The sequence below is a fragment of the Catenulispora sp. GP43 genome (genome assembly GCF_041260665.1).
Classification (GTDB): domain Bacteria; phylum Actinomycetota; class Actinomycetes; order Streptomycetales; family Catenulisporaceae; genus Catenulispora.
Map to the genome: position 1 here is coordinate 676,688 of NZ_JBGCCT010000001.1, position 26,056 is coordinate 702,743.

The 26,056-nt window shown below is 70.0% G+C and carries 18 protein-coding genes and 1 pseudogene; 10 read left to right on the plus strand and 9 right to left on the minus strand.

The window, feature by feature from the left end; all coding sequences use genetic code 11:
* Positions 1-9: 9 nt before the first annotated feature.
* Together ABH926_RS03035 and ABH926_RS03040 are read left to right on the plus strand one after the other, a co-directional pair.
* A pseudogene (locus ABH926_RS03035) lies at positions 10-261 on the plus strand (UDP-glucose 4-epimerase GalE); the annotation flags it as partial.
* The gene (locus ABH926_RS03040; RefSeq protein WP_370363689.1) at positions 258-1,577 is read left to right on the plus strand and encodes an acyltransferase family protein; all 1,320 of its coding nucleotides are present in this window, start codon (positions 258-260) and stop codon (positions 1,575-1,577) included. The pseudogene ABH926_RS03035 and the gene ABH926_RS03040, both read left to right, overlap by 4 nt.
* A gap of 148 nt (positions 1,578-1,725) precedes the next feature.
* Here ABH926_RS03040 and ABH926_RS03045 read toward each other — a convergent pair whose 3' ends face one another.
* Positions 1,726-4,257, minus strand: coding sequence for a CHAP domain-containing protein (locus ABH926_RS03045; protein WP_370363823.1), 2,532 nt, complete (start codon positions 4,255-4,257; stop codon positions 1,726-1,728).
* Between the two features lie 2,419 nt (positions 4,258-6,676).
* On the opposite strand from ABH926_RS03045, the gene ABH926_RS03050 reads away from it, so the two are divergent.
* Together ABH926_RS03050 and ABH926_RS03055 are read left to right on the plus strand one after the other, a co-directional pair.
* The gene (locus ABH926_RS03050; RefSeq protein WP_370363824.1) at positions 6,677-7,474 is read left to right on the plus strand and encodes a polyprenol monophosphomannose synthase; all 798 of its coding nucleotides are present in this window, start codon (positions 6,677-6,679) and stop codon (positions 7,472-7,474) included.
* A gap of 99 nt (positions 7,475-7,573) precedes the next feature.
* A complete protein-coding gene (locus tag ABH926_RS03055; RefSeq protein WP_370363690.1) occupies positions 7,574-9,286 on the plus strand; it encodes a hypothetical protein in 1,713 nt (570 codons plus the stop codon).
* A gap of 126 nt (positions 9,287-9,412) precedes the next feature.
* Here ABH926_RS03055 and ABH926_RS03060 read toward each other — a convergent pair whose 3' ends face one another.
* On the minus strand, positions 9,413-10,312 hold the full coding sequence (locus tag ABH926_RS03060; RefSeq protein WP_370363691.1) for a glycosyltransferase: 900 nt from the start codon (positions 10,310-10,312) through the stop codon (positions 9,413-9,415).
* A gap of 154 nt (positions 10,313-10,466) precedes the next feature.
* Between ABH926_RS03060 and ABH926_RS03065 the strand changes: the two genes are divergently transcribed.
* From ABH926_RS03065 to ABH926_RS03075, 3 genes are all read left to right on the plus strand, one after another.
* Complete coding sequence (locus ABH926_RS03065; protein WP_370363692.1) at positions 10,467-11,918, plus strand: lipopolysaccharide biosynthesis protein; 1,452 nt, start codon at positions 10,467-10,469, stop codon at positions 11,916-11,918.
* 90 nt (positions 11,919-12,008) lie between these two features.
* Positions 12,009-13,607 (plus strand): DUF2142 domain-containing protein, encoded by a 1,599-nt coding sequence (locus ABH926_RS03070; protein WP_370363693.1) that lies wholly within the window; start codon positions 12,009-12,011, stop codon positions 13,605-13,607.
* 112 nt (positions 13,608-13,719) lie between these two features.
* A complete protein-coding gene (locus tag ABH926_RS03075; RefSeq protein WP_370363694.1) occupies positions 13,720-15,471 on the plus strand; it encodes a DUF2142 domain-containing protein in 1,752 nt (583 codons plus the stop codon).
* Positions 15,472-15,478: 7 nt separating this feature from the next.
* Here ABH926_RS03075 and ABH926_RS03080 read toward each other — a convergent pair whose 3' ends face one another.
* Positions 15,479-16,369, minus strand: coding sequence for a glycosyltransferase (locus tag ABH926_RS03080; RefSeq protein WP_370363695.1), 891 nt, complete (start codon positions 16,367-16,369; stop codon positions 15,479-15,481).
* A 111-nt stretch (positions 16,370-16,480) separates the two neighbouring features.
* On the opposite strand from ABH926_RS03080, the gene ABH926_RS03085 reads away from it, so the two are divergent.
* On the plus strand, positions 16,481-18,196 hold the full coding sequence (locus ABH926_RS03085; RefSeq protein ID WP_370363696.1) for a hypothetical protein: 1,716 nt from the start codon (positions 16,481-16,483) through the stop codon (positions 18,194-18,196).
* A gap of 104 nt (positions 18,197-18,300) precedes the next feature.
* Positions 18,301-19,545, plus strand: a complete 1,245-nt coding sequence (locus ABH926_RS03090) for a hypothetical protein (RefSeq protein WP_370363697.1) — start codon at positions 18,301-18,303, stop codon at positions 19,543-19,545.
* Between the two features lie 15 nt (positions 19,546-19,560).
* Here the strand turns inward: ABH926_RS03090 and ABH926_RS03095 are convergent, their stop codons facing one another.
* From ABH926_RS03095 to ABH926_RS03115, 5 genes are all read right to left on the minus strand, one after another.
* The gene (locus ABH926_RS03095; protein WP_370363699.1) at positions 19,561-20,475 is read right to left on the minus strand and encodes a glycosyltransferase; all 915 of its coding nucleotides are present in this window, start codon (positions 20,473-20,475) and stop codon (positions 19,561-19,563) included.
* Between the two features lie 31 nt (positions 20,476-20,506).
* Positions 20,507-21,433: a glycosyltransferase family 2 protein gene (locus ABH926_RS03100; protein ID WP_370363701.1), complete on the minus strand. Its 927-nt coding sequence runs from the start codon at positions 21,431-21,433 to the stop codon at positions 20,507-20,509.
* A gap of 52 nt (positions 21,434-21,485) precedes the next feature.
* Entirely contained in the window at positions 21,486-22,187 is a 702-nt protein-coding gene (locus tag ABH926_RS03105; protein WP_370363702.1) for a glycosyltransferase family 2 protein, read from the minus strand.
* A complete protein-coding gene (locus ABH926_RS03110; protein ID WP_370363703.1) occupies positions 22,177-22,659 on the minus strand; it encodes a DUF2304 domain-containing protein in 483 nt (160 codons plus the stop codon). The genes ABH926_RS03105 and ABH926_RS03110 overlap by 11 nt, the downstream gene beginning before the upstream one ends.
* Before the next feature lie 172 nt (positions 22,660-22,831).
* Positions 22,832-24,433 carry a hypothetical protein gene (locus ABH926_RS03115; protein ID WP_370363704.1) on the minus strand — a complete coding sequence of 534 codons (1,602 nt, stop codon included), beginning with the start codon at positions 24,431-24,433 and terminating at the stop codon, positions 22,832-22,834.
* Positions 24,434-24,510: 77 nt separating this feature from the next.
* On the opposite strand from ABH926_RS03115, the gene ABH926_RS03120 reads away from it, so the two are divergent.
* A complete protein-coding gene (locus tag ABH926_RS03120) occupies positions 24,511-25,407 on the plus strand; it encodes a glycosyltransferase (RefSeq protein ID WP_370363705.1) in 897 nt (298 codons plus the stop codon).
* Here ABH926_RS03120 and ABH926_RS03125 read toward each other — a convergent pair.
* Positions 25,404-26,039 (minus strand): HdeD family acid-resistance protein, encoded by a 636-nt coding sequence (locus ABH926_RS03125; RefSeq protein WP_370363706.1) that lies wholly within the window; start codon positions 26,037-26,039, stop codon positions 25,404-25,406. The two genes, ABH926_RS03120 and ABH926_RS03125, sit on opposite strands and share 4 nt — an antisense overlap.
* Between the last annotated feature and the right edge of the window lie 17 nt (positions 26,040-26,056).

The following is a 26,056-nucleotide window of genomic DNA, read 5'->3' on the forward strand; positions in this document are numbered from 1 at the left end:
CTCAAGCCCCCGACCCCGGACGGCACCGGCATCCGCGACTACATCCACGTCGCAGACCTCGCCGAGGCCCACACCGCGGCGGCCCGCCGGCTGATCGCCGACCCGCCCCCGGGCCTGACCGGCGCCGTCGAGGCGCGCCGGGACGGCGTCCCGGCGCGCTCGGCGGCCTCAGCGGACCGGATCCGGCAGGAACTGGGCTGGACGACGCGAAGGGACGTGCGCGAGATGGTGGAGTCGGCGTGGGCGGGGTGGCACCGATGAGCGACACGGTGAAGGAGTTCGAAGTGGGGGCGACGGCCAAGATGGAACCATCCGGAGACCTGGAGGCGCCCGCGCCCGTTGCAGCGTCCGTATTCGCACCTGCGCCCGCCGCGACCCCGGCCAAGAGCCGTGCGCCTCGCCTGTACGCGCTGGATCTACTGCGCTTCATAGCGGCCGCTTCCGTGGTTGGGATGCACTGGGTCGCGCTGGGTAACGGCGTGGGTGCTTATGGCGCTCAGAGAGCAGAACCGTACGGGGTGACCTACGGCCGTCAGATCTTCCCCCATTCGATCACCGACGCCCTGACCTATGGCGGGCTCGGGGTCGAGCTCTTCTTCCTGATCAGCGGCTTCGTCATCTGCATGAGCAGTTGGGGCCGGACTGTCGGCCAGTTCGGCGCTTCCCGGATATCCCGGCTGTTCCCCGCCTATTGGTTCGCCGTCCTCGCGACCACGGCCGTGGTGCTGCTGTTTCCCCGGCTAGGAGTGCAAGGGAACTTCTCCCTGTTCCGGACCTGCCTGGCCAATCTCACGATGCTCCAGCACTTCTTCGGCGGCGCCGACGCCGACCCCGTGTACTGGACACTGGCGCAAGAGCTTCGCTTCTACCTCTTGTTCGCGATCGTCGTCGCCTTCGGCGTCACCTACCGCCGTGTGCTCTACTTCTGCTGGCTGTGGCTGTTCGTGGCCATGTTGACCGCCATGAGCGGCAACGGGACACTGGACGCCATCACCCAGCCGGACTACGCGCCCTACTTCATCGGCGGCATCGCCTTCTTCCTCATGTGGAAGTTCGGCCCCAATCTCCTGTTGTGGGGACTGGTCGGCATCACCTTCCTCGTCGCGCAGGCTCAACTTCAGCCCCAGCCGCAGGTGGCGTTCGGATGGAACGCACCGATGTGGCCGATGGTCCTGGTCATCACCGCCTGCTACGGCTCAATGGCTTTGATCGCCCTGCACAAGCTCGACTGGGTCCGTTGGAAGGGCCTGACAGTGGTGGGCGCACTCACCTATCCGCTTTACCTGCTGCACCAGGAGATCGGCTTCACGGCGATCGCCTATCTGTACCCCAAGATGTCGGCCAAGATAATGCTGCCGCTCATGTTCGTCGTGCTGCTGGGCATCTGCTGGCTTGTGCACCGGTTCATCGAAAAGCCCAGTCAACGGCTCATCAAGGACGGCATCGGCAAGTCCATCGAAGCGGTGCGCACCGCGGATGCCAGCGCACCGGGGCCACGGCGTCGCCGTTCGACGATCCCTCGTCAGGAGACCGCTACAGCCGTCCTCCAGCCCAACGAACCGACTCGGTTCTCCTAGAAGGCTCCGGAGGCCGGGCTCAGCATCCAACATCACTGCCCTGGCCGCGTCCTGTGGTTCCGTATTCGGGAGCCACAGGACGCGGGTTCTATTTCTATGGAACCGGCAGAACTAGAACCAGTCCACACCGAACTGAACGACGCCGAAGCTAGAACCAAATGCTTCCGCTGAGGTTGGTGCCCTGGTCCTGCCAGCCGCTCGTGAAGTTCGCACTCCACATCCGCAGCGTGTAATCGGTGCCGCCGGCGAAGATATACATGCTGCCGTTGTTGGCGATGACTTCGGATGCAGAGCTGGCGATACTTCCGCCGAGGTTGGTGCCCTGGTCCTGCCAGCCGTTGGCAAAGTCAGCACTCCACATGCGCAGCGTGGCGTCCGTCCCGCGAGCGAAGACATACATGTGCCCGTTCGGCGCGATGATCGCTGACGGGTCGCTGGCGATGCTGCCGCCGAGGTTGGTGTTGGAGTCTGTCCAGCCGTTGAAGTCTGTGCTCCACATGCGGAGCGTCCCGTCGCCACCTCGTGCGAGGACGTACATGTTCTTGTTGGCCGCGAGGACCTCAGACTCGCCTCCGACACTTCCGCCGAGGTTGGTGCCCTGGTCCTGCCAGCCGTTGGCGAAGTCCGCGCTCCACATGTGCAAGGCCTTGTCCGCTCCGCCTGCGAAGATGTACATATGGCCGTTCGCGCCGATGGCGGCTGATGGAGTGCTGGCCACGGTGCCGTAGGCATCAGTGCCCTGGTCCTGCCAGCCGTTGGCGAAGTCCGCACTCCACATGTGCAGAGCCCCGTCGGTCCCGCCAGCGAAGACGTACATGTGGCCATTGGGGGCGATCGTGACCGCTGGATCTGTCGCAATCGCGACACCCCCGAGGTTGGTGCCCTGGTCCTGCCAGCCGTTGGCGAAGTCCGCACTCCACATACGCAAGGTCGAATCTGTCCCCCGCCCAAAGATGTACACGTGCCCATTCGGCGCGATGATCGCGGACGGCTCGCCGGCGATGGTGCCCCCACCGAGGTTGGTGCCCTGGTCCTGCCAGCCGTTGGCGAAGTCCGCGCTCCACATGCGCAAAGTGCTGTCACTGCCACGGACGAATTGATACATGTGGCCATTCGGCGCGATCACCGTGGACCGAGTAGCGCCAGCCGTCGGCGGCAAGCCGACCGTGACGGTAACGCCCGGCGCGAGGCCGTTACCGCTTTTCCCGCCCGCGTTGGAAGCAGTGCTGACAGCGCCAAAGGTGACAGGAGTGTTCAAAGGCACCTGGCTGCTCGACCAGGTGATGGACGGATTGGCCCCGGCCACCGGGGCGCCCCAGGCATTGTTGCCGCTGCCTGCGTTGACGTAGAACTGGGTGCTGAACGTGGCACCCGGAGTACTGTCAGACACCGACGCTGTGATCGTCACTGTTCCGTTGACGAGCGACCCGCCGGCCGGGCTTGTGATGCTCACCGATGGCGCCGCAGGCGCGGGCGGCGGAGGCGGGGTGTCGCCGGCGGGGTCGTGGAGCCAGCCGACACCGTCCGTGTACTGGGGCTGGGTGCTGTCATTTCCGGTCTCTTCGGACTGGACCACTCCATTGACGACATTCATCCGTCCAGAGCCGTCGGAGGAGAAGTTCTGCTGCAGCAGGGTGATGTAGCCGTTGCCTGTCGAGTCGACGTAGTTGCCCAGTACGAGTGCGACGTGTCCCGTGGCGTGTTGTGTTGCCATGCTGATCACATCGCCCGCTGCCGGGGACGAGCTGGTGGCGTGGCCGTTGGTGACCTTGGTGAGCTTGCCGTTGGGGAAGTTGGAGACTATGGTGCCGCCGGTTGCGCCGTAGCCGCCGGTTATGTAGCCGGCCTGATACATGTATCTGCCAGCGAGTTCTGTGCACTCAAAGTCTTTCCAGCCCAGCGCCGAATAGGTGTCGTTGTTCGGGCCACACGCGATAATGCCACGAACATTGGATGAGCCAAGCTGGTAGCTGCCCGGGCTATGCCCTGAGACCGTGTCACACGGTGTGCCGCCCCACCAAGTTGGTTCGGACAACGTCGGCAGCACCGATGCGCTCGTTGTGGCAGCAGTCAGCCTGGGCACGGTGTGAGCGCCGGCCGTGGTCTGGGCCGTCTGTTGGTCGGACGGTGCGGTCTGTCCGATCGAGGTTGGCGAGGCCAGCCCAGTGCCGTCGATGGTGATGCCGGTGCCGAATCCCGGCACTTGTTCGCTGGCCAGCTTGGATATCTGGATGATGAAGGTGCGGGTTCCGGCTTCGGTGACCCATTCGATCATGTCGGTCTTTTGCAGGTGCACACCGTCGAACGGAATGTTCGGATTGCTTTCGATGCCTTTGACGGTCCGGCCGAACAGGTGGGCTGCGGGTCCCGGGTGGCTGGCGCCGCCCTGCCCGTCGCGGGCCTTGCCCAGCGCTGCGGCCCATGCCGGACTGTCGCCGGGCTTGGCTGCGCCGAGTTCGGGAAAGTCGAGGGGGTCGGGGTGGCCGGCGGGGACGGCAGTTACTGTGAACTCATAGCTCGACTGCTGGTTCTGGATCACGGCTTCCGGCACTGGCGAGCCTGCCTCGGACACCTTGGCGGAGGTCGCCGGAAGCACGTTGGCACCTATCGTCAGGTTGACGCCGTCCACCGTCGCGACCACCTTGACCGCCGCGGGTACCGCCACAGCGCCCGCCTGCACGCTCGTCAACGGCTTTGCCAGATTGGATCGGACATCGGGTGGCGTCGGCGAGGACGCCCAAGCCGGGTTCGCAAGCGCCGTCGCAAGGAGGCCGCCGGCAAGGCTTACACATGCTGCGGCAGTCGTGGCCGATCTGGTGAGGAATCGACGTCGGGTTTGTCGTGGTGTCAGGATACTAGCCATAGTGATCGATCCCGTTCCGTGGGATGAGAACGTTGCATCGGCTGACACCTCAAAACGCGTCTACGCGGATCGCGCTGCGCCTTGTGGCCCTGCCGAGCCCCTCCAGGCGGAGGAGCCAGATGATCACATCAGGGAACTGATGTTCGCACAAGTCTTCGCGCCGGGTGGCCGCGTCGCGAAGGTGACAGACTATTGGCTCATACGAGGTGAAACTGCCATGCCGACGAGGTTGAACTCGGCCCAGGCATGCGACATTTGTTCAGGTCACTCGTCGCCTACGTCGTCGGCCGGGGCATTGGCACCCGCCGCAGTGACCCGTCGGCGATCGCCGAGATGAAGGGGCAGTGGACGTTGAGGCGTTTCCTCAGAGGCACATCACCCTATGCGATCATCGGAGCACCATACGCGACAAACCTTTGATTCCTCCCCCTCTTACCCGGACCGGCAGCCCATGACCGCCGTCCACCGGGTAACCTCTACTGTCGCGCGGCTCGCTGCCCGTCATCGTGCGTTCTAATCCATCCGGACCTGGAAGCCGGTCTGCGTAGTCTCTAAGAGGTCCCCGTTGTCCATTACCAGCCAGGAGCGAAGCGGCACGCCCGATGCTGCGGATCCCAAAGCCCCGCGGGCCGGTCTGACCCGAATACTGGCGGTCGTCTCCCGGCGCGTCGTGGAACCGGTGTCCGTCGGCTTCAGCGCAGCCGTACTGTTGTTCGTCCGGCTGATGTTCCCGGTCCCGGTGGGCGTGGCGGACAACTATGACGGCAGCAGGCTGCTGTGCCACCTAGGGCTGTACACCACGGGCAACTCAGACCAGATGCGCCACTGGGTCAACTTCACATATGTGATCAAGCAGGGGTGGAACTGCACGAAGACCCCCTACGGCATCGGCACGAAGAACGCCACGAACATCGACCTGCCGCAGCCGGCGTACAACTCCAGCCAGCTGATCCTGATGAACACCGCGCACTACATCACCAAGTGGCTGGGGTTGCGGCACGACGGCGGGCCCACGGCCCTGGACCTGCGCGTGCTCGGCGCCGTGGGATGCGTGTTCATCGGGGTCGCGATCGGCCTGCTGTTCGCGGTCATGCGCACTTCGCGCCTGTCCCGCTACCTGGTGTGCGGGGCCGTGCTGCTCATCGTCGCCGACGCCAGCTTCATCGACTTCGCCGCGTCTCCGCTCAGCGAGATCTCGGCCGTCATCGGCCTGCTCTTCCTGCTGCCGGCCATCCTGCTGCTGTTCCGTCCCGGCCGATCCCGCTGGGCCGGACTGGTTCTGGGCTGCGGCGCCCTGATGTTCCTGGTGACCTCCAAGGCGCAGGACGCGCCGATGGTGGGTCTGGCCGTGCTGCTTCTGGCCTTCCCGGTCACGGTCGGCCCACTCAAGGGCCGCATCGGCAGCCGGGTTGTTCCCGCCGCGCTGGCGGTGGTCCTGGCCTTCGCGGGCGTCGCGATGACGCCGAAGCAGGACCCGCACTTCACGCTGCAGACCAAGGCCGACTTCCTGTTCAACGAGCTGCTGTATGTCAGCCCGAACCCGAAGGCCGACATGGCGGCCATGGGCGTGCCGTTCTACTACAGCGCCCAGGTCGGCAAGCCCGCCTGGTGCCCGCCGTACTCGCCGAGCGTGATGGACACCGGGATATACGTCCCGGCCAACAAGGGCGACAAGTTCGTGGCGCGCGACCACTCGAACGACCCGGCGTTGCAGGCGGCGATGAAGACCGGCAACACGTGGAAGTTCATGCTGACGCACCCGGACCGCATGGTCCGCGTCGCCAACGACGCCGCGAACGCCTTCTTCTACGTGCGTCCCACGTACACGGGCCTGTGCGGAGGGTCGCACAAGGACCAGGCCAACCCGCTCGGCAACTACGCCAACTACCCCAACGGCGGCGACACCGTCGACAAGCGGTTCACCCCGGTGACCAGCGTCCTGGGGCTGTTCCGCGGCATGGGCCTGATCCCGCTGCTGCTGCTGTGGGCCATCCCGATCTGGGTCGCCGTCCGGCGCCTGGCGCGCAAGCGCGACCGGGTCACCGGTGAGCGCAAGGCGTTCGCGTGGATGACCTTGTTCCTGTCGGTCGTGGCCCTGCTGCAGTTCGGCGCGGGGGCCTACTTCGACGGGATCGACACCGCCAAGCACCTCAACCTCTCGATATTCGCCTCGGTCCTGGCCGTGGTGACTGCTGTGGCCACCGCCCGCCTGCGCCCGGAAGCGGCCGCTGTGGGCATGGTCGGGGCCACTCCCGACCAGACCCGAAGGAGCGAAACCGACGTGGAGTCCGACGCCAAGGCCCTGAGTGTCCTGGTGATCATCCCGACGTACAACGAGTCGGAGAACCTGGAGAAGATCGTCGCCCGCGTGCACGCGGCGAACCCCGACGTGCACGTGCTGGTCGCGGACGACAACTCCCCGGACGGCACCGGCGATCTGGCCGACAAGCTGGCCGGCGCGGACGAGCGGGTCAAGGTCATGCACCGGGCCGGCAAGGAGGGCCTGGGCAAGGCCTACCTGGCCGGCTTCGCCTGGGGCATCGAGCACGACTACGACGTCATCTGCGAGATGGACGCCGACGGCTCGCACCGCCCCGAGGACTTCCCGGCGTTGCTGAAGGCGCTGGTGGCGCAGGACGCCGACCTGGTGCTGGGCTCGCGCTACGTCCCCGGCGGCAAGACCGTCGGCTGGCCCAAGCGGCGCGAGATCCTGTCCAAGGGCGGCAACACCTGGGTCCGCCTGGTCACCGGCATGAAGCTGGCCGACGCGACCGGTGGCTACCGCCTGTTCCGCCGGGAGACGCTGGAGAAGATCGACCTGGCGTCGGTCGCCAGCGCCGGCTACACCTTCCAGGTGGACCTGGCCTGGCGCACGGTGCGGGCCGGTCTGAAGGTGGTCGAGGTGCCGATCACCTTCGTCGAGCGGGAGCTCGGCGCCTCGAAGATGAGCGGCAACATAGTCGCCGAGGCGCTGTGGCGGACCACCGTGTGGGGCACCAAGTACCGGCTGAACCGCCTGGTCGGCAAGAAGTAGGAGCCAAGCCCGTCCGACGGCACGGGGGCTGGGCCCGTCCCTCCCCGTGCCCGGGCCGCCGAGACCGAACCCCAGATCGCGATTCGTAAGGAACACACCGTGACCACTATCGCCGCGGAGCCTGAGGCGGGCCCGCGAAGCGCAGGCCGGATCCGAGCGTCCAACGAGCTCTGGTCCCGGGCCCTGACCGCCGGGCGCTGGCCGCTGTACGAGGCCGCCGTGGCCTTCGCGGCCGCCGCGTGGATGCTCGTCTCCACCAAGACCATCAAGGTCTTCGCCCCGCTGGACCGGGTCAGCCAGGTCAGCGGGCTGGCCGCGCTGCAGTTCCGGTTCCTCGTCCCGGCCCTGGCCCTGGTGGTGTTCCTGCTGCTGGCGCGCCGCACGGAGAAGTACCGGCTGCTCGCCGCGCGGACCGCCTTCGCGGCGCTGCCCGGCTTCACCTCGGGCTTCCTGGCCGCCGGGGTGAACCTGGCGCTGCGCGGCGCGAACCTGCCGCTGAACGGCACCTCGGGCGACGCCGGCGACATGGAGCGCTGGGCGATCATGCTCCAGCACGGCCAGATGACGCACCCCGGCTACCCGCCGCTGTACCCGCGCATCGTCTGGTTCGTCGCGAAGTTCAGCCACGACAACGTCTTCCTGGGCCTGAAGCACACTGAGATCCTCACCACCGCGGTGCTCGGCCCGCTGACCTACCTGGCGTGGCGCTTCGTCGTCTCCCGGCCGTGGGCGTGCGTGCTGGCCGTGGTGTACGTGCCGACGCTGGCCGAGCCGTACAAGGCCTACGAGCCGCTGGTGCTGGCCATCGTCATCCCGATCGTCATCGCCTTCCTGCGCTATCTGCAGACCAGCCCGACCAAGGGCCTGGTGCACCTGGCGATCGCGGGTCTGGCCTGGGGCCTGCTGGTCGGCGAGATCTTCATCCTGTTCGCCGGCCCCTTCTACTGGGCGGCCTTCGGCGTCGCGCTGGGCGCCGCGGTGATGTTCCCCTGGCGCACCGGATGGCGCCACGGCGCGACCCTGCTGGGCGCCACGGTGGTCGGGTTCCTGATCCCCTCCTACCACCTGATCGACGGCCTGCTGCACGAGGCGCCGGACCCGTACTTCTTCTTCGGCACCAGCCAGGACCCTGCGTACACCTTCGTGTACCTCACGGACATGCCCGGCAACGCCATCCGCAACGGCACCTGGCCGCCGACCGGCGAGCTCGGCGGCGTGGGCGTCTTCGGCGCCATCGTCCTGGTCCTGACCGGCGTCGCGATCTGGCTCGGCATGCGCCGCACCCCGGTCCTGCTCACCGCCGGCCTGCTCACCGGCGGCTGGCTGATGCGCTTCTATCTGGCCTCGCATGAGTACCGCGACCAGCTGGTCCGCTACTGGCCGCGCACCACGACCTTCTCGCTGTACTGCTTCCTGATCCTGGCGGTGTTCGCCGTCAAGCTGATCGGCGAGCGCGCGCAGGAGTTCCTGGCCGAGCACCGCAAGCTCACGGCGACCGTGCGGCAGCAGGCAGCGGCTGCAAAGGCCGAGAGCGAGCCCGAGACCGCGGCGCAGGAGTCGGACGCCGAGGGCGAGGCCCTGGTGCCCGCGCAGCGTGGACGGCGCTCCGGCGGGCGGGTGCCGGTGCCGTTCCAGACCGGCATGGTCGGCCTGGCGTTCGCGCTCACACTGTTCACCGGCATGTCCGCCTCGGCGGCCACCGACAAGATCATGCCGAAGAACGACGGCTCCGAGGGCCAGCTGGCCTGGCACGCGCACTTCGACTCCCCGGCGAACCTGGTGCAGGGGATCACGAAGGTCAACGGCAAGTAGGCGGTAGAGCACGGCGGAAGGGCCCGGTTCCAGCGGCGGAGGCTGCTGGAACCGGGCCCTTCGGGTTTCGCGACTTCGTCGGCTGAGAAAAGGTGGGCGGGTGGGCTGGCGCCCGTGCGCAGCCCCCTACCGCACCCCGTGCCGCAGCATCGCCTTGGCCGCCCCGCCGTCCCGGGCCTTCGCCGCGCCGGGGATCTGGCTCAGCGCGTTCAGCCGCGACAGCAGCCGGCGGCGGGCCGCGCGCTCGGCCGTCTTCCAGTTCAGCGCGATCAGCTCGGCCTGGATGTCCTCGAAGTACTTGCGCTCCTGCTCGAAGCGGCGGCCGCTGCGGGCGAAGGAGCTGGAGTGGCTGGAGCCGTGGCGGCGGTAGCGGAAGGCCACCTCGCTGCCGGCCACGACCTCGCCGCCGGCCATGATGACGTCCACGATGAAGGCCAGATCGTGCGCGGCGTCGATGCCCTCGCGGTAGGACACCTTCTGCAGGTGCTCGCGGCGGTAGCAGGAGGCCGGGGTGTACAGCCAGTTGCTGCGCAGCAGGCTCGCCGCGCCCGCGTCGCCCTTGAGGACGACCTCGCCGGTGCCGGGGCGGGTCAGGCGCTTGATCTTGTCCGGGAGCGGGAAGTGCGGGGCGCCGGCCTCGTCGATGACCTCGACCGCGGGCTGGACCATCGCGGCGTCCGGGTGGCGGCGGATCAGGTCGGCGACCGCGCGGCCGTAGTTCGGGTTCACCAGGTCGTCGGCGCCGGGCATGGCGAACCAGTCACCTTCGGCGAGCTCTATGCAACGGTACGTGTTCGCGTTGTTGCCGAGGTTCTTCTCGTTGCGGACGTACCGGATGCGGTCGTCCTCCAGGGCACGGACCGTGCGCTCGACTTCCAGGCCGTCCGGGTAGGCGTCCTCGACCACCGTCAGCCGCCAGTCGGTGTCCTCCAGGGCCCTGATGCTGGCGATGGTCTGGTGCAGGTACTCCGGACTCCCGTAGTAGGGGATGAGGAACTCGATCACCGCAGCGTCGCCGCCAGTCATGGCGCCCACCCCTCTCGACATCCTGTGGAACAAGCCAACATGCTACATAAAACGTAGGCAGGCCCGAGGCGTGCTCGCGCCACCCCGCGGATCTGGCACTATCGACACGTCCCCCTCGCCGCCCGCACCACCTCCAGGCCCCGGTGATTCCTCGATGACGCTGACCTCGATACGCCGCCTCGCCAAATCCCCCTCGGCGATGATGACGGCTTCGGTTCTCCTGGTGGCCGGCGGCGGCTACCTGTTCCTGATGCTGGCCGGCGGACTGAGCGACAAGAAAGAGGCCGCCGCCATGGCCTCGATGTACGTCCTGGTCAACCTCATCGGCCAGGGCGTCTTCGCGGGACTGGAGCAGGAGACCAGCCGCTCCCTGAGCCGGGCGGCGGCGGTCGGGGACGACACCGGTCCGGTGATGCGCCGCGCCGTCCGGCACACGGCCGCGCTGCTCGCGGTGTGCTGCGTGTTCGTGGCGGCCGCCTCGCCGATCCTGGTGGCCGGGCCGCTGCACAAGCAGTGGGTCCTGATCCCCACCGTGCTGGTCGGGACGGTCAGCTACGCGCTGTCATACCTCGTACGCGGTCTGCTCGGGGGGCAGCAGCTGTTCGGCGGCTACTCCGCGACCCTCGTCGCCGAGGGCCTTTCGCGCATCGTGCCGTGCCTGGCGATCGTGGCCGTCGGCGCCGGCTCGGCCCTCATCTACTGCGCCGTGTACTCCTGCGGCCTCTTCTTCTCCGCCGGGATCGGCTGGTACTTCTGGCTCCGGCCCCGGCTCGCGCGGCAGCGCGCTGAGGCGGCCGGCACCGCGGCCTCCGCCACCCACGCCGACGCCGCTGTCCACGCCGACGCGAAGGCCGACGCCAACGCCAACGCCGACACCGACACCCACGAGTCGGGCCTGCGGGCCTGGTACTCCGCCGGCCTGCTGTTCCTCGTCGGCGCCGCCCTGCTGACCCAGCTGGTCGCGAACCTCCCGGCCCTCGGCGCCAGCTCCCGCCTCGGCGCGCACCCGGCCACCGCCACCGCCTTCGTCCAGGCCGCCACCCTGGCCCGCATCCCGCTGCTGCTCGTCGGCCCGGTGACGGCGCTGCTGCTGCCGCGCCTGACGGCCGCCGGCGCGATCGGCGACATGCGCGCGGTGCGCACCACGGTCCGCACCGGCTCGATCGCCATGCTGGCCCTGGGCTCCCTGGCCGGGGCCGGGCTCGGGGTGCTGGGCCCGTGGGTGCTCAAGACCTTCTTCCACGCCTCCGGGATCTCCGCGCTTTCCCTGGTGCTGATGGCGATCGGGACGGCGGGCCTGATGACCGTCGGCGTCCTGCAGCCGACGCTGATCGGCCTGGCCCGCCAGCGCCAGGTGCCGATCGCCTGGGTGATCGGCGCGGTCGCGATGGGTGTGGCCGTGGTGTGGCCGGGCGACCCGGTCGCGGCGGCGGTCGCGGCCTCGCTGGTCGGCCCGGCCGGCGTGGTGCTGGCGATGGCCTTCAGCCTCAGGGGTCTGCGGAACGCCCGCTTCGCCGGGGCCGAGGACGCCCTTGCGGCCGATCCGGCCGATCCGGCGGGCGCCCCGACCCCGGCCGCCGAGGCCCAGGCCGCCGGCCGGGTGTGACCCCGGTCACCGGCCCGGAATTCGCCGGCCGTCGCCGTCTTCACAGCAAGGTGGGTCGATCCGTACGATGAACGGCCCTAAACTGACGGGATGCCATCCGCCCCGTCCCGTACCGCCCTGCGCCTGAAGCCGCGCTCGACGGGGACGAAGGCGTTCCTGCTGGCGTTCGTCGGCTTCTTCCTGCTGGGCTCCGCCTGGTCCCTGGCCATGCCCTACGACGGCTCGGCGGATGAGTTCCGTCACGTCGTGCGCGCCTACGGCGTGCTGGACGGCCAGATCAACGTCGCCGACGCGCACATCACCGTGCCCAAGAGCCTGGTCCCGAACGGCATCGCCGACCCGGACCCGCAGTCCTGCATGCGCTGGAAGCTCAACGTCACCGCGGCCTGCGTGGCCTCCCCCGCGCCCGGCGACGAGCACCGCATGGTGGTCACCACCAGCGGAGCGGCGAACTACAACCCGATCTACTACGCCGTCACCGGCTGGCCGATCAAGCTCTTCCCGGACTACCACGGCGTCATCGCCGCACGGCTCCTGACCTGCCTGCTGACCAGCGCGCTGCTCGGCGGCGCGGTGGCGGTCGCGGCCCGGCTGGCGCGCGGCCGCGGGCCGCTGGTGCTCGGCGGCGTCCTGCTGGCCGTGACCCCGGTCGCGGTGAACCTCACCGGCGCGGTGAACCCGGCCGGTCCGGAGATCGCGGCCGCGGTCGCGGTGTGGACCTCGCTGATCGCGATCCTGATGGCCCGCGACGACTCCAAGTGGACACTCGCCTTGTTCGGCGTCTCGGCCGGCGTCCTGGCCGTCCTGCGCGAACTGGGCATCGGCTGGCTGCTGGCGGCCCTGGTGGTGACCGCGTTCGGGGCCGGCACGGAACGGCTCCGCGAGCTGGCCCGCCGACGATCGGTCCAGGTCTGGTCGGCGGTCGTGGTGCTCGCCGCGGCGGTCGGCGCGGGCTGGATACTGCTGTCCACCCAGGCCGGCATCCCGGCCAGCGGCCAGTCGACCAACGCCATCCCGCACGGCATGAGCCTGCTGGTCAAGGAGCTGACCCACCGGGTCCCGATGTACACCAACGGCCTGGTCGGGCTGACCTCCTTCGGGGACGTCGCGGTCCCGCTGCCGCTGGTCCTGGTCTGGTTCGCGGCCGTCGGCGCGCTCCTGGTCGCGGCCGCGCGCCGGGCCGGCGGGCGGGTGCTGCTGCAACTGGCGGCGATCGTGGCCGGCGGCTACCTGTTCCTGGTCGCCGCCGACCTGCAGGCCGCGGCCGGCGGCTGGTGGTTCTCGCAGGGCCGTTACGCGCTGCCGATGCTGGTCGGGGCGCCGATCCTGGCCGGGTTCGTGCTCGCCGACCGGGGCCTGGTCGCGGTCCCGCGCCAGGCCACGGTGATGCGCTGGGCCGCCTGGATCCTGATCCCGACCCAGGGCGTCGCGCTGTGGATCACCATGATCCGGTTCCAGCACGCCTTCCACGGCCTGCACCCGAACCTGTTCTTCCTGTTCGGTGAGACCTCGTCGGTGAACCCGTTCTCCGGGGCGTGGACGCCCCCTGGCTCCGGGGTCCCGGCGGTACTGCTCGGTGTGGCCGGCGTCGTGGTGTTGCTCACCCTGGCCCTGAGGGCGGCCCGCTCCATGCCGATATCGGACGTCGAAACGGTCACAATCCGTGAACGGTATATAAGGATTTCATAAGCGCCGACGTCCCTTACCTGGACAGGTCGCTAGCATGGATGGACGCCCGAGGGCCATGGGGGAGCGGCCGGTTTCGTTGCGGGGCGGGTCACCGGACGAAGGAGTACGACGGATGCGGCATCGGTTGGTCGCGGGCATCGCCCCCGACACCTGGACCCCGCGCCGCGTCTGGATCACCGCGTTCCTGGCCTTCTTCGCCCTGGCCGCCGCCTGGGCCCTGGCCTCCCCGCTGACCTCGGTCCCGGACGAGCCCTGGCACATGGTGAAGGCCGCGGCCACGGTCCGGGGCCAGCTGCACGGCACGCCGATCACGGTCATCACGCACAACGGCCGGGTCACCAACGAAGTCCCGATGACCGGCTACCGCCTGCCGACCGCGTACTCGTTCCTGACGAACCTGCACGAGTGCTACTTCAACAGCCCTTATGTCACCGCCGCCTGCTCCCGGCACCTGGGCTCGCTGCCCGGCACCGCCCTGGCCGGCACCACCGCCGGGTCCAACAACCCCCTGTACTACCTCGCGGTCGGCTGGCCGAGCCTGCTGTCGCCGGGGCCGCTGGGGATGTACGGCATGCGCCTGGTCTCGGCCGCGCTGAGCTCGGCGATGCTGGCCAGCGCGGTGGTCACGGCCTTCGGCTGGAGCCGGCGCCGGCGCTACCCGATGGCCGCGGTGCTGGCCGCCGCGACCCCGATGGTGCTGTTCCTGAACGGTTCGGTGAACCCGAACTCGCTGGAGGCCACCTCGGCCCTGCTGCTGTGGGCCGCCGTCCTCAGCCTGCTGACGGACCCCCGCCCGGAGCTGGTGCCCCGGCTGCTCACCCGGGCCGGCCTGGCCACGATCGCGCTGGTGTCGGTCCGGCAGCTGGGCCCGGCGTGGGCGCTGGTCATCATCGTCTGCGCGGCGCTGGCCGGCCACAGCGGAGCCCTGCGCTCGGTGCTGCGGCGGCCCGCGGTCTGGCTGTGGACGGCCGTGGTCGGCGTGGTGGGTCTGGGCTCGATCGCCTGGACCGCGAAGTTCAACGTCCTGGGCACCGGCACCGCGGCCACCCACCCGGAGCTGACCTTCCCGGTCGCGGCCGAGCACACCTTCGGGCTGAGCGTGGACTACATGCGGCAGATGGTCGGCTTCTTCGGCTGGCTGGACGTGCGCGCGCCGTACAACCTGGCCGAGCTGTGGTTCATCCCGGTCCTGGCGCTGATCGCGGGCGCGGTGGCCGCCGGGCGGCTGCGCGAGATCGCGGCGCTGGCCGTGCTGGCCGGCTCGGTGGTCTTCATCCCGGTGCTGGCGCAGGGCCGCCAGGCGGCCAGCCTGGGCTACATCTGGCAGGGCCGCTACCTGCTGGCGGTGGCCGTCGGCCTGCCGCTGCTGGCCGCGACGATACTGGCCAAGCGCGAACCGCGGCGGGAGCGGCTGCGCGGCGCGGTGGCCCGGCTGCCGCTCGCGGTGACGGCGTCGACGCTGGTCCTCGGCTTCCTGATGTTCTACATGACGCTGCGCCGCTACGCCGTGGGCACCTATGGCCCGCTGCTTTCGCTGCACCCGACGTGGAACCCGCCCGGGACGATCGCCGGCGTGGTGCTGCTGTACCTGGCCGGCGCCGGGCTGGCCGCGCTGGTGGTGCTCAAGAGCTGGGCGCCGTATCCGGCGGAGGCGAGCGAGGGTTCCGGTGGAGACTTCCCGGCCCCGGACCGGACGGTGGTCACGGTGCCCGCCCCGGCCGCGGTCAACGGGACCGGCAACGGCCCGAACGGCGCCAACGGCGCCAACGGCAAGCAGCACTCCGCGAACGGATCGGGCACGGCCATCGCGCCGGGCCCGAGCTCGGCGGAGGACCGCGGCCCGGCGGTCACCTCAGCCTCCTGAGCGGGTCCTACAGCTCCGCTCCCGGCGGCAGATAGCGCCGGGACGTCTTTCCCCGGAACCCGTCCCGGAAGCCCCGCAGCATCGCCAGGGCGCGCGCCCCGCGCGGGGCCTCGATCGCCGTGCGCAGCCCGAACCACCACACCAGGTACGCCGCGGTGCCGCGGGTCCAGGCCGGTGCGTCCTTGCGGTGCTCGCGCATCAGGACCGTGCCGTTGCGGGCGATCCAGTACAGGCGCCAGGTCGGGTGCCGCGAGGACGACACCGAGACCCCGGGCAGCTTGTGCTGGTTGCGCTGCCCCAGGCTGTGCGCCAGCTTCTGGCGCTTGTCCCGCAGCACGCGGTATCCGGCGGCGCGCACGCGCAGGCAGAAGTCGTTGTCGACGTGGTCCACGAAGAACTCGGTGCGGAACCGGCCCACCTCGGTCAGCACGTCGCGCCGGACCAGCATGCCGGAGGTGATGACCGTGTCCCGGTCGGCGACGTCCGGGCCCTTCTCCGTGCCCGGCTCGTAGTAGCGCCCCTGCCGCTCGTCCCAGGCCGCCGGCGCCGCGATGCCGACCGCCGGGTCGGCCAGGTGTTCGGCGAGCCCGAGCACCAGGTCCTCGCCCAGGACCGAGTCCTGGTCGAGGAAGAGCAGCAGGTCGGGCTGCTCGCCGCCGTCGACGGCGAGCAGGGTGTCCACCCCGCTGTTCAGCGCCCCGGCCAGGCCGCGGTTGCCGCCGTCGCGCAGCACCGTGACGCCGGCGCGGTCACGCAGGGCATCGGTCAGGAACGGTCCGTCGCCGGGAGTGTTGTCCACCACCACGACTCGCACGCAGCTCTTCAGCGCCGCCTCGACGACGGCCGTGAGGCGTTCATCCGGATGGAAGGCGGTGGCTACCGCGGCGATCGTCGGCATCGTTTCATCGTAGTGGAGACGCGGCGACGCCCATGGTCACTGAGGTAGCCTCGGAACTCTATACACGTCGATAAACGGGTGTACCCAAGGTGAGGAACGGGGGCGGCAGCCTTGGCGACAGGAGTCGCGCACGAAACGCGCGCACCGGCCCCCTCCGAAGACCACGGCGGCACCGGCTCCGCGCGCCGCTCCCTGCCCTGGATGGTCCCGCTCGGCGCCGCGCTGCTGCTCGGCGTCCTCATCCCGCTCGCGTACGCCGCCCTCAGCGGCAACCTGGGCATCCCGCACAACGACACCTGGGCCTTCGGACGCTCCGCGGAGGACTTCGTCCACACCGGGCACGTCCGCATGTACAACTGGAACATGATGGGCCTGGCCGGCCTGGTGGTCGTGGCCTGGCCGGTCGGGGCCTCGCTGGCCGCGCAGTCGGTGTTCATCGCCGTCCTGGCCGTGGCCGGGCTGCTGGCCTGCTATGACGTGCTGGCCGGGGCGCTCGGCCCGGCCGGCCGCCGCCGCGCCGCGCTCGGCACCCTGCTGGTGGCGCTGTGGCCGGGCTTCGCGCTGCTGTCCACGTCGTTCATGACCGACATCCCGGCCTTCACCGCCATCGCCGCGACGCTGGCCTTCGGACGCCGCGCGCTGGACCGCCTCTCGGTGCCGTGGCTCGCCGCGGCCTGCGCGGCAGGCCTGTGGGGCGCGACGGTCCGCGAGCAGGTCCTCGCCGCCCCGGCGGCGATCCTGGCGGTCGCCCTGTTCCGGGCCCGGTTCCGCGCCGACCGGTTCCCCACCTTCCGCATCCCGCACATCCTCGCCCCTGGAGCCCTCCTGCTGGCCGCCACGGGCCTGTTCGAGCTCTGGCGCCGCAAGGTGCCCGGCGGCGCCGCACCGGACCTCACGGTGCGCAAGGTGACCGCCGAGCTGGTATCGGTGGAGATGGTGCAGGGCCTGCTGATCGTGGCGCTCGCGGTGAGCCCGGCGGTGTTCGCCATGGTGCGCCCCCGCCGCTGGTCCCGGCCCGCCTGGACGGCGGCGGTCGCGACGGTCGCCGCCGGGCTGCTGGTCTCCGAGGACAAGGGCGCCTTCCTCGGCAACTACGTCAACCACGACGGCGCCTACTCCGCGGCCAGCGCCGCCGGCCGGCCGATCCTGCTCGGCAGCGGGTGGTGGATGGCGCTGGCGTGCGTGGCCTACGCCTCGGCGGCACTGCTGGTGGGCTCGGTGGTGGACCGGGTGCGCACCGAGGGCTGGGGCCTGCGCATCCGGCCGGAACTGCTGCTGTTCGCGGTCGCGACCGTCGTCGGCACGCTGATGGAGATCGGCGGGGGCACCGACATCTACGACCGGTACCTGATCCCGATGGCGATCCCCGTCCTGGCCCTGCTGCTGTCCGAACCGCTGCCCGCGCCGGGGGCCCTGCGCGCCCCGCGGCGGATCGCGCCGATCGCCGTCGCCGCCGGCATGGTCGCGGTCACCGGCGCGACGCTGACCGTCAACGCCTTCACCTTCGACACGGCGGTGTGGAACACCGCGAGCCGCATCGTCGCCGCCGGCCAGGCCGGCGCCGAGCACATCGACGCGGGCCTGGTCTGGGACGGGTACCACTCCCCCACGGCGATGTCCGACCACGCGGACCACTCGGTCGACCGGTCCTACTTCGGCGCCCTGGAATATCTGCCGAACCACTTCCCCTGCTACGTGGTTTCGCCCTCTCCGCGCATGGCGGCCGGGTGGTCGCTAGTCTCTGTACAGCACTACAAGACTTACGGGTTTATCGGAGACGCGGCGCTTTATGTGTTCCGTGTAGGGGGGTCTCAGACGTGTTCGTAGCCGATCGTGCTGCCGAGGTTTCCGCAACGACTCCGGGGCAGCGCGGCGGCTTGTGGAGTTCGTTGAGATCGTGGAGTTCGTGGAAGAAGCCTGTCATCGGGGCCGTGGCCCTGGCGGCGGGGGTCACGCTGTCGCTGATGCGGACCAAGGGGTTCGGGGCGACGGACTCCATATGGGCTGAGGATGCGCGGGTCTTCTATCAGGGGACGTTGCAGCACAACTTCGTCGACCTGCTGTTCACCCCGTATAACGGCTACCTGCACTTCGTGCCGCGGGTCCTTATAGAGATCGTCAGGATCTTCCCCCTGGCTTGGGCCGCTTGGGTGATCGCCACTATGGGTGCGCTCATCACGAGCGCATGTGCGCTGCTTATATACCGAGCCTCCAGACGGCATCTACGCTCCCCCGCACTGCGGATAGCAGTGGCAGCCCCTGTGGCACTTCCGTATATAGGGCAGCTGGAGTTGGCGAACAACTTCGCCTGTCTGCACTTCCTGTTCCTCTATACGGCGTTCTGGATGGTGATCTGGAACCCGGTGCGTCGTCGGGCACAGATACTGGCGGCCATCGTGCTGTTCTGCACGGTGGGCAGCGACCCGGTGGCGATGGTGTTCTTCCCGCTCGCGGTACTGCGGTGGCGAACGCTGCGCGGCGTGCGCGGAGCCCTGCCGGCGATCGCCATGGGCGTCGGGATGGTGTTCCAGTCGGTGGGGATCCTCTTCCGGAACGCGCTGACGAGCCGCAATATCTCGCCGCACTACGACCCGGTGTGGGCGGTGCGGGAGTACGTGCAGACCGTTGTCGGGCAGGGGCTGTTCACGGAGCACGCGGACACCCGCGTCGGGATGGTCGTGCAGAGCAAGGATGCGCACTACGTGGCGTGGGCGCTGGCGGGCATGGCGCTGGTGCTGGCGCTGCTGCGGGTGACCCAGCCGAACTGGCCGCTGGTCATGGTCGCACTGGTGCACAGCCTGCTGCTGTTCTGCGGGCTGGCCATGCAGGGTGGCAGCGCGGCCCCGCGCTATGAGCTGCCGGCGATCTGCCTGTTCCTGGTCGCGGTGGCGGGCCTGCTGACGCCGCGCGAGGGCACCGCACTGACGTCACCGCGACTGGTGCCCGCCTACGGAGCGCTGGGGTTGGTGGGGCTGTGCATCTTCGGCGGGTACTCGCAGGACATGCAGTGGCGGGGGAAGGGCCCGTCGTTCGACGCGGAGATCACCAAGGCGTCGGCGGCGTGTAGCAGTCCTGACGCGCGCGAGGCGGAGATCCGGGTGGCACCGGCGTTCGTCACGTGGTCGATGACGGTGCCGTGCGATCTGGTGCGGGGCCGGGATCAGTTCTTTCGCTGAGCGCTGATCCCGCGCTCAGCCCCGCTGGTTCCGCCGCCGCTTCCGCTCCGGATGCACCGTCAGCTCCGCCCCCGTCGGCAAGTACCGCAAGCTGTACTGCTGCGTCACACCATCACGCAGCCCGCGCGCCACCGCGCCGGCGTGCGCGCGCCGGTCGTCCTCGAACAGCACCGCCTGCACCGCCGCGCGTCCCAGGTACAGCACCGCCGTCACGGCCCAGGCCGGTGAGAAGCGCCCCTGCTCCCGCACCGTGATCAGGCCGTTGCGCAGCTGCCAGTAGTCGCGCCAGGCGGCCTTGTGCGTGACCGGCACCCGCATCCCGAAGAACGCGTGGGTGCGCCGCTCGCCGATGGAGTGCGGCAGTTTCAGGCGCTTGTCCTGGACGATGCGCGCGCCGGCGCGCCGGACCCGCAGTGAGTACTCGAGGTCCGCGTAGTCCACGAAGAAGTCCTCGCGGAACTCGCCGACGCGGGCCAGCAGGTCGCGGCGGATCAGCATGCCGGAGGTGATGGAGATGGCCCGGTCCGCAACGTCCTCGTGCCGGCCGGAGAAGGTCTCGTAGAAGCGCTCGTGGACCGGGTCCCACGGGGCCGGGGTCGCGACGCCGATGGTCGGGTCCTTGAAGTGCTCGGCCAGGCGCGGGACCACGTCCGGTGCCAGGACCGAGTCCTGGTCCAGGAAGATGACCGCCTCGACGCCCGCCGACAGGCGCGAGACGCCGAGGTTCAGCGCGTGCGACAGCCCGCGGTTCACGCCGGAGCGCAGCACGGTGACGGTCGCGGTGTCCTCGATCTTCTCCACCACGGACGCGGCCCCCTCGGGGGTGTTGTCCACGACCACGATCTCGGCGCAGGACTCCTGGACGGAGTCGACGACGGCGAGCAGCCGTTCGTCGGGGTGGTAGGCCGTCACTACGGCGGCGATTCTCACGTCGTGTCCCCTCAGTCCCCTCAGAGCGCCGTCAGCGCTTCACGGGCCGGCCGGGCTGCTCCGGCCGCGGTGCGGGCAGGAATGCGTGGCGCGCCAGGTTCCGCACGCCGGGGGCCGAGCGCGCCTTCAGCGCCGACGGCAGCAGGGTCACCGCGTGCAGGCGCGAGGCCGTGTAGCGGCGGGCCGCCTTCGCGGCCTTGGGCCAGCCCAGGGCGTCCATCTGCGCGGCGGCGCCGACGAAGTAGCGGCGGGCCTCGGCGAAGCGCTTGCCGGCCATGGCCTCCACGGAGCTGACGCTCGCGTCGTGCCGGCGGTACTGGAAGGCCAGTTCGTCGGACAGGGCCATGGTCGCGCCGGCCTCGATGAGGTCGATGACGATCGCCAGGTCCTGGATGATGTCGAGGTCGGGGCGGAAGCTGGCCTTCTTGATCGCCTCGGTGCGCCAGCACAGCGAGGGGAAGTAGAACCAGCAGCCGCGCAGCAGGCTGGCGGCCAGGGCCTCGCCGCCCATCAGGACCGTGCCGGTGAAGCGCGGCAGGTAGATGCGGGCCTTGGCCTGGTCGGCGATGGTGTTCACGACCTGCCCGGCGCTGTCGATGACCTCGACGCCGGGCTGGATGATGCCGACTCCGGGGTAGCGCGCGACGATGCGGCGGATCTGCGCGACGTAGCCCGGGAGCATGACGTCGTCGGTGCCCATCATCACCATGTACTCGGCCTCGGCCAGGTCCAGGCACTTGTTGAAGTTCCCGGTGACGCCGAGGTTCTGCTCGTTGCGCCGGTACCTGACGCGCGGGTCGTCCAGGGCCGCGAACCATTCCGGCACGCCGGGCTCGGTGCCGTCGTCGACGACCGTCAGGCGCCAGTCCGGGTCCGACTGCGCGATGACGCTCCGCACCGCGGTCTGCATCAGGGCCACGTCGCCGTAGTACGGCAGCATGATGTCGATGGTCGTCATGGATGCGTCTGAGGCCTCACGGTTCGGGATTCGGCGGCGGGCGGGAGCGGGGTCATCGGCGGTTGATCGCCAGCAGCAGCGTGATCAGCGCGCGCCCCAGATACACCGCCGCCTTGACCGGCGAGTTGCTGGGCGTGCCGGCGGTGCGCTGGCGCATCGCCACCGGCACCTGGCCGACCCGGTGGCCCAGGCGTATGACGCGGACCAGGGTCTCGACGGTGTCGCCCAGGTACTCCACCGGGTACCACTGCGCGAACAGCCTGATGATCTCGCGGTCGCAGGCACGGAAGCCCGAGGTGGTGTCGTCCAGCTTGGTCTTCGCCATCCGGGACAGGACCCGGGACAGCAGCGTCATGGCCCAGCGGCGCGGTCCGCGCGTCTCGTAGTCGCCCTCGCCGGCGAAGCGGGCGCCGAGCACCAGTTGGGCCTGGCCGAGGCCGTCGATGAGCTTGGGGACGTAGCGCGGGTCGTGCTGGCCGTCGGCGTCGAGCTGGATCGCGACGTCGTAGTCGTTCTCGTCGGCGTAGCGGTAGCCCAGGCGCATGGCGCCGCCGACGCCGAGGTTGTAGGGCAGCGAGACGACACGGGCGCCGCAGGCCAGGGCCACACGCTCGGTGTCGTCGGTGGAGCCGTCGTTGACGACCAGGATGTCGTAGGCCGGGAGCACGTCGCGGACCTCGGCGATGACGTCCGCTATCGAGCCGGCCTCGTTCCACGCCGGGACGATGACGAGGACGCGCTGGTCAGCGTTCACTGACGACCGCCTTCCCGTCCCGCTGGGTCACGATGCCGACGGCGTGGCCGTTCGCACCGGTCGCACCGCCGGCCCGGACCGCGCGCGCGGCCTCGCTCTCGGCCTCCAGCCCGCTCTCCAGCTCGGCGTGCTTGTCCTTCACCTCGCGCAGCTCGGCCCGGATCAGCGCGACCTCCTCGGCCAGCGACCGGGTCTCGTCCTCCAGCCGCGAGGCCTCCCAGCTCAGGTGGATGCACACGATCAGCAGGAACACCACGGCCAGGAAGAGCACCAGGCTCGCGCCGCTGGCCACGCCCAGCCAGCTGGAGACGTTGTCCAGGGACCACGGGATGAAGCCCAGCGGCAGCGTGACGAGCCCGACGACCAGCCACAGCACGGCGTACTTCTCGCGCAGCTGGCGGCGCCGGAGCAGCTCGAAGATCAGTGCCAGCAGCAGGAGCGCCACGACACCGGTCATTATGGCCAGCTTCATGCGGATCCACTCCCGGATTGATGGCGGTGGTGGCGCGGTAGGGAGCGATGGCGCGCAACGCCGCGCCCCGGCGCGTCGGTAGTCGGCTGATCCCGATGGGTGAACCCGGGCAGTCTACCGGGTTCCATTCCCGGATCGGGGCGCCGCGGGCCGCCCCGCCAGGGCATAGCGCTCATCGGCGCACCCCTTCCGCGACGGGCGCACCGTGCCCGGAACCCCGCTCCGGCTCCGCCGGCGCCTGCTCGACCGGGACCGGAACCGCCTGGTCAACGCCGGTGACGCCGTCGACCGCGACCGGCACCGGCCGGGTCACGAACATCACATCGGCGGCCGCGATCACGGTCACCACGAGCGGCCCCAGGATCCCGGCCCAAGCCGCCGCCCCGAGCGACGAAAGCGGCAGCACGAAGACCACCGCCATCGCGGCCAGCCCGGCCAGCCAGGAGGCGAAGACCACCCGGTGCCGGTTCAGCGCGACCTGCGCGGACTGCAGGACGAAGGCGGTCATGAGGAAGGCGGTGCTCAACGCGAGGGCGGCGAGGAAGGGGCGGGAGAGCTTCGCCGGAGTGTGCAGGTAGACCGTCAGGAGCCACGGCCCCGCCACGACCACCGCGACGACGCCCAGCGCACCGGCCGCCAGGCAGGCCCCGATCAGGAAGCCGGTCTTGCGCCGGACCTCCCGGAAGTCGCCCCGCACGGCGGCGGCCGCCAGCAGCGGGAGCAGGGGCGCCTGCAACGGGAACAGGCACAGCAGTGCCAGCCGGGACAGGCCCATGGACGAGTTCAGGGACTTGCCGAGGTCGACGCTGTGCGTGTCGCCGGCGGCCAGACGCTGGCCGATGATCAGCGGTACGGCGTTGATCAGGAGCTGGCTGACGAGGGTGGCCAGGGTGAGCAGGACCAGCTTCTCGCGAGGGCTGCCGCCGGGTTCCTCGTCGGGCTCGGGAAGAACGGTGGTCGGCAGGGTCTCGGCGCCGTCGCCGGCCGCGACGACCTCGTCGGCGAGTGCCGCGTCCACCGGGGGACCAGCGGCGGCCACCGAGTCGGCCGCCCTGCCGGTCGCCGCGCCGGTCGCGCGCCAGGACCGGCGCAGCACCGGCGAGGCGAGTCCGCTCAGCGCGGCGGCCAGCGGCGCGAGCGCGAAGATGAAGGCGTATCCGAGCATCGGCCCGGTCCCGCCGCCGGCCTGGTGCGCGGCACCGACCGGACGGGAGTAGGCGCCGTCGGCGAGCGTCAGCAGCACGCTCGGCACGAGCGTGGCCAGGCCCTGAACGACCAGGGTCAGGCTGTAATAGCGGAAGTCCTGACAGCCGGCCAGCACCCCGCGCACCAGGAACGAAGCCCACGTCGCGGCCAGCCCGGCCAGCAGCGCCAGCGCCAACGTCCAGTCCCCGCCGAAGAAGTGCGAGACCAGGAAGGGCGAGGCGCCACCGAGGATCACGACCGTCACGGCCGCCAGCCCCGCGGCCTGCCGCAGCTGACCGCGGACCGCCACCCCGACCGGGCGCCCGGCGGCGTGGGTGCGCGCGACGGTGCGCGTCATCTCCTGTTCCAGGCCGGCGAGCACCCCGGTGCCGATCGTCCCGACCAGGAAGTAGAAGGCGTAGAGTCCCGCCGTCGAATGGCTGCTCAGTGCGCGGTTGGCGTTCGCGAACCACAGTGACGCGGCCACCGTCGTCGACCCGAGCCCGATCGCCAGCAGCGGACCGGGCGTCACCAGGCGGCTCAGGACGGAGCGCATTACGCGCGGGCGCTCGGCACTGGGAGGGGACACGAGATTCGATGGTAGTCGATGCCAATCGGCACAATATACGCTTGTAGATTCCGTCACTGAAAGGTGGGTTCCCCGCGATGCGCGTGGCCGCTGTCTTCACCGCCTATCACCCCGACGAGCGCCTGGCCGCGGCGGTCGAGGCGGCGCTGCGCAGCTGCACCTCGGTGATCGTCGTGGACAACACCCCGGCCGGCCCCGGCGGCGGTGCCCCGGAGTCCAGCGCTCCAGCGCTGGCCGGGCCGCGGGTCACCGTCATCGACCACGGTCGCAACGTGGGGTTGGGCGCGGCTCTGAACATCGCGGTGCGCGAGCTGCCCGCGGACGCCGAGGCCGTCCTGTTCCTCGACCAGGACTCCGAGCTGCCGCCGGAGATCGTGCCGGGACTGGTCGCCGATCTGGCCGACCCGGCCGTCGGGATCGCGGCACCGAGTCCGTGGGATCCCAAGCATCAGCGCTACTACTGCTCGGACGCGCGCCGCAACGATTCCGTGTCCGACGAGGAGGCGGTCATCACCTCCGGGATGCTGGTGCGGCGCGAGGTGCTGGAGAAGGTGCCGTTCGACGAGGACATGTTCCTGGACTGGGTCGACGTCGCGTTCTGCCTGGACGTGCGGCGGGCCGGCTGGCGCATCGTCATCGACTGGCGCCTGCGGCTGCCGCACGAGATCGGCGCCTGCGAGGTGCACACCAGGTTCGGCCGGACCGCGCACTACAGCCACTATCCGGCGTGGCGGCTCTACTGGATCGGCCGTAACGTCTCGATCCTGCACCGCGGCCACTTCGCGAGTCGACCTCGGGCCCTGGCTTCAACGCTGATCTTCATGGGCGAGCGCTTCACCAACACGCTGCTGTTCGAGCCCAAGCGGCGGACCCACATCCCGGCCCTGCTGCGCGGTTTCCGCGACGGCCTGCGGGAACGCGTCGACCCCCGCTACCTGCCCGCGGGGGCCGAGCATCCGGCGGTGCGGCGCTAGACCGTCGCGTGCCGGCCGGCGGGACCGGCCGCGTGCTTGACCCTGTTGCGCAGGCTGAAGGCGTGGATCACCTCGATCAGCCCGACCACGATCAGCCAGATCCCGGTGAAGACCGCCAGGGTGAAGATGGACCCGATCGGCCAGGAGATGATGATGATCCCGCCCAGCAGGGTCATGAAGCCGGCGAAGAAGGCCCAGCCGCGGCCCGCCACCCCGGAGGGGGCCGCGGCGCTGGACGCGATGGTGGCGATGCCCCACATCAGGAAGCCGATGCCGATCCAGAGGCTGAGCAGCAGCACGGAGTTGTGCAGCGAGTTCCGGAAGCAGAACAGGCCCAGCAGGATCGACAGCGCGCCGACGATCAGGTTGAGCACGCGCATGCCCGCGCTGATGTGGTCGCCGAAGGCCGCGATGATCTGCATGACCCCGCTGATCAGCAGATAGATCCCGAACAGCACGCCGATCACCAGCAGGGTCCGCCCGGGCCAGACCACGGCGCACACGCCGATGGCGATCGCGGCCAGACCCATCAGCATCAGCGCCTGCCAGGCCGCCTGCCCGAGCATCCGCAGCGGGCTCCCGAACTCCTCAGGGCCGGGGCCGCGGTCGTCGCCGTCATACATGTCGGTCATGGGGTCGTTATGTCCGA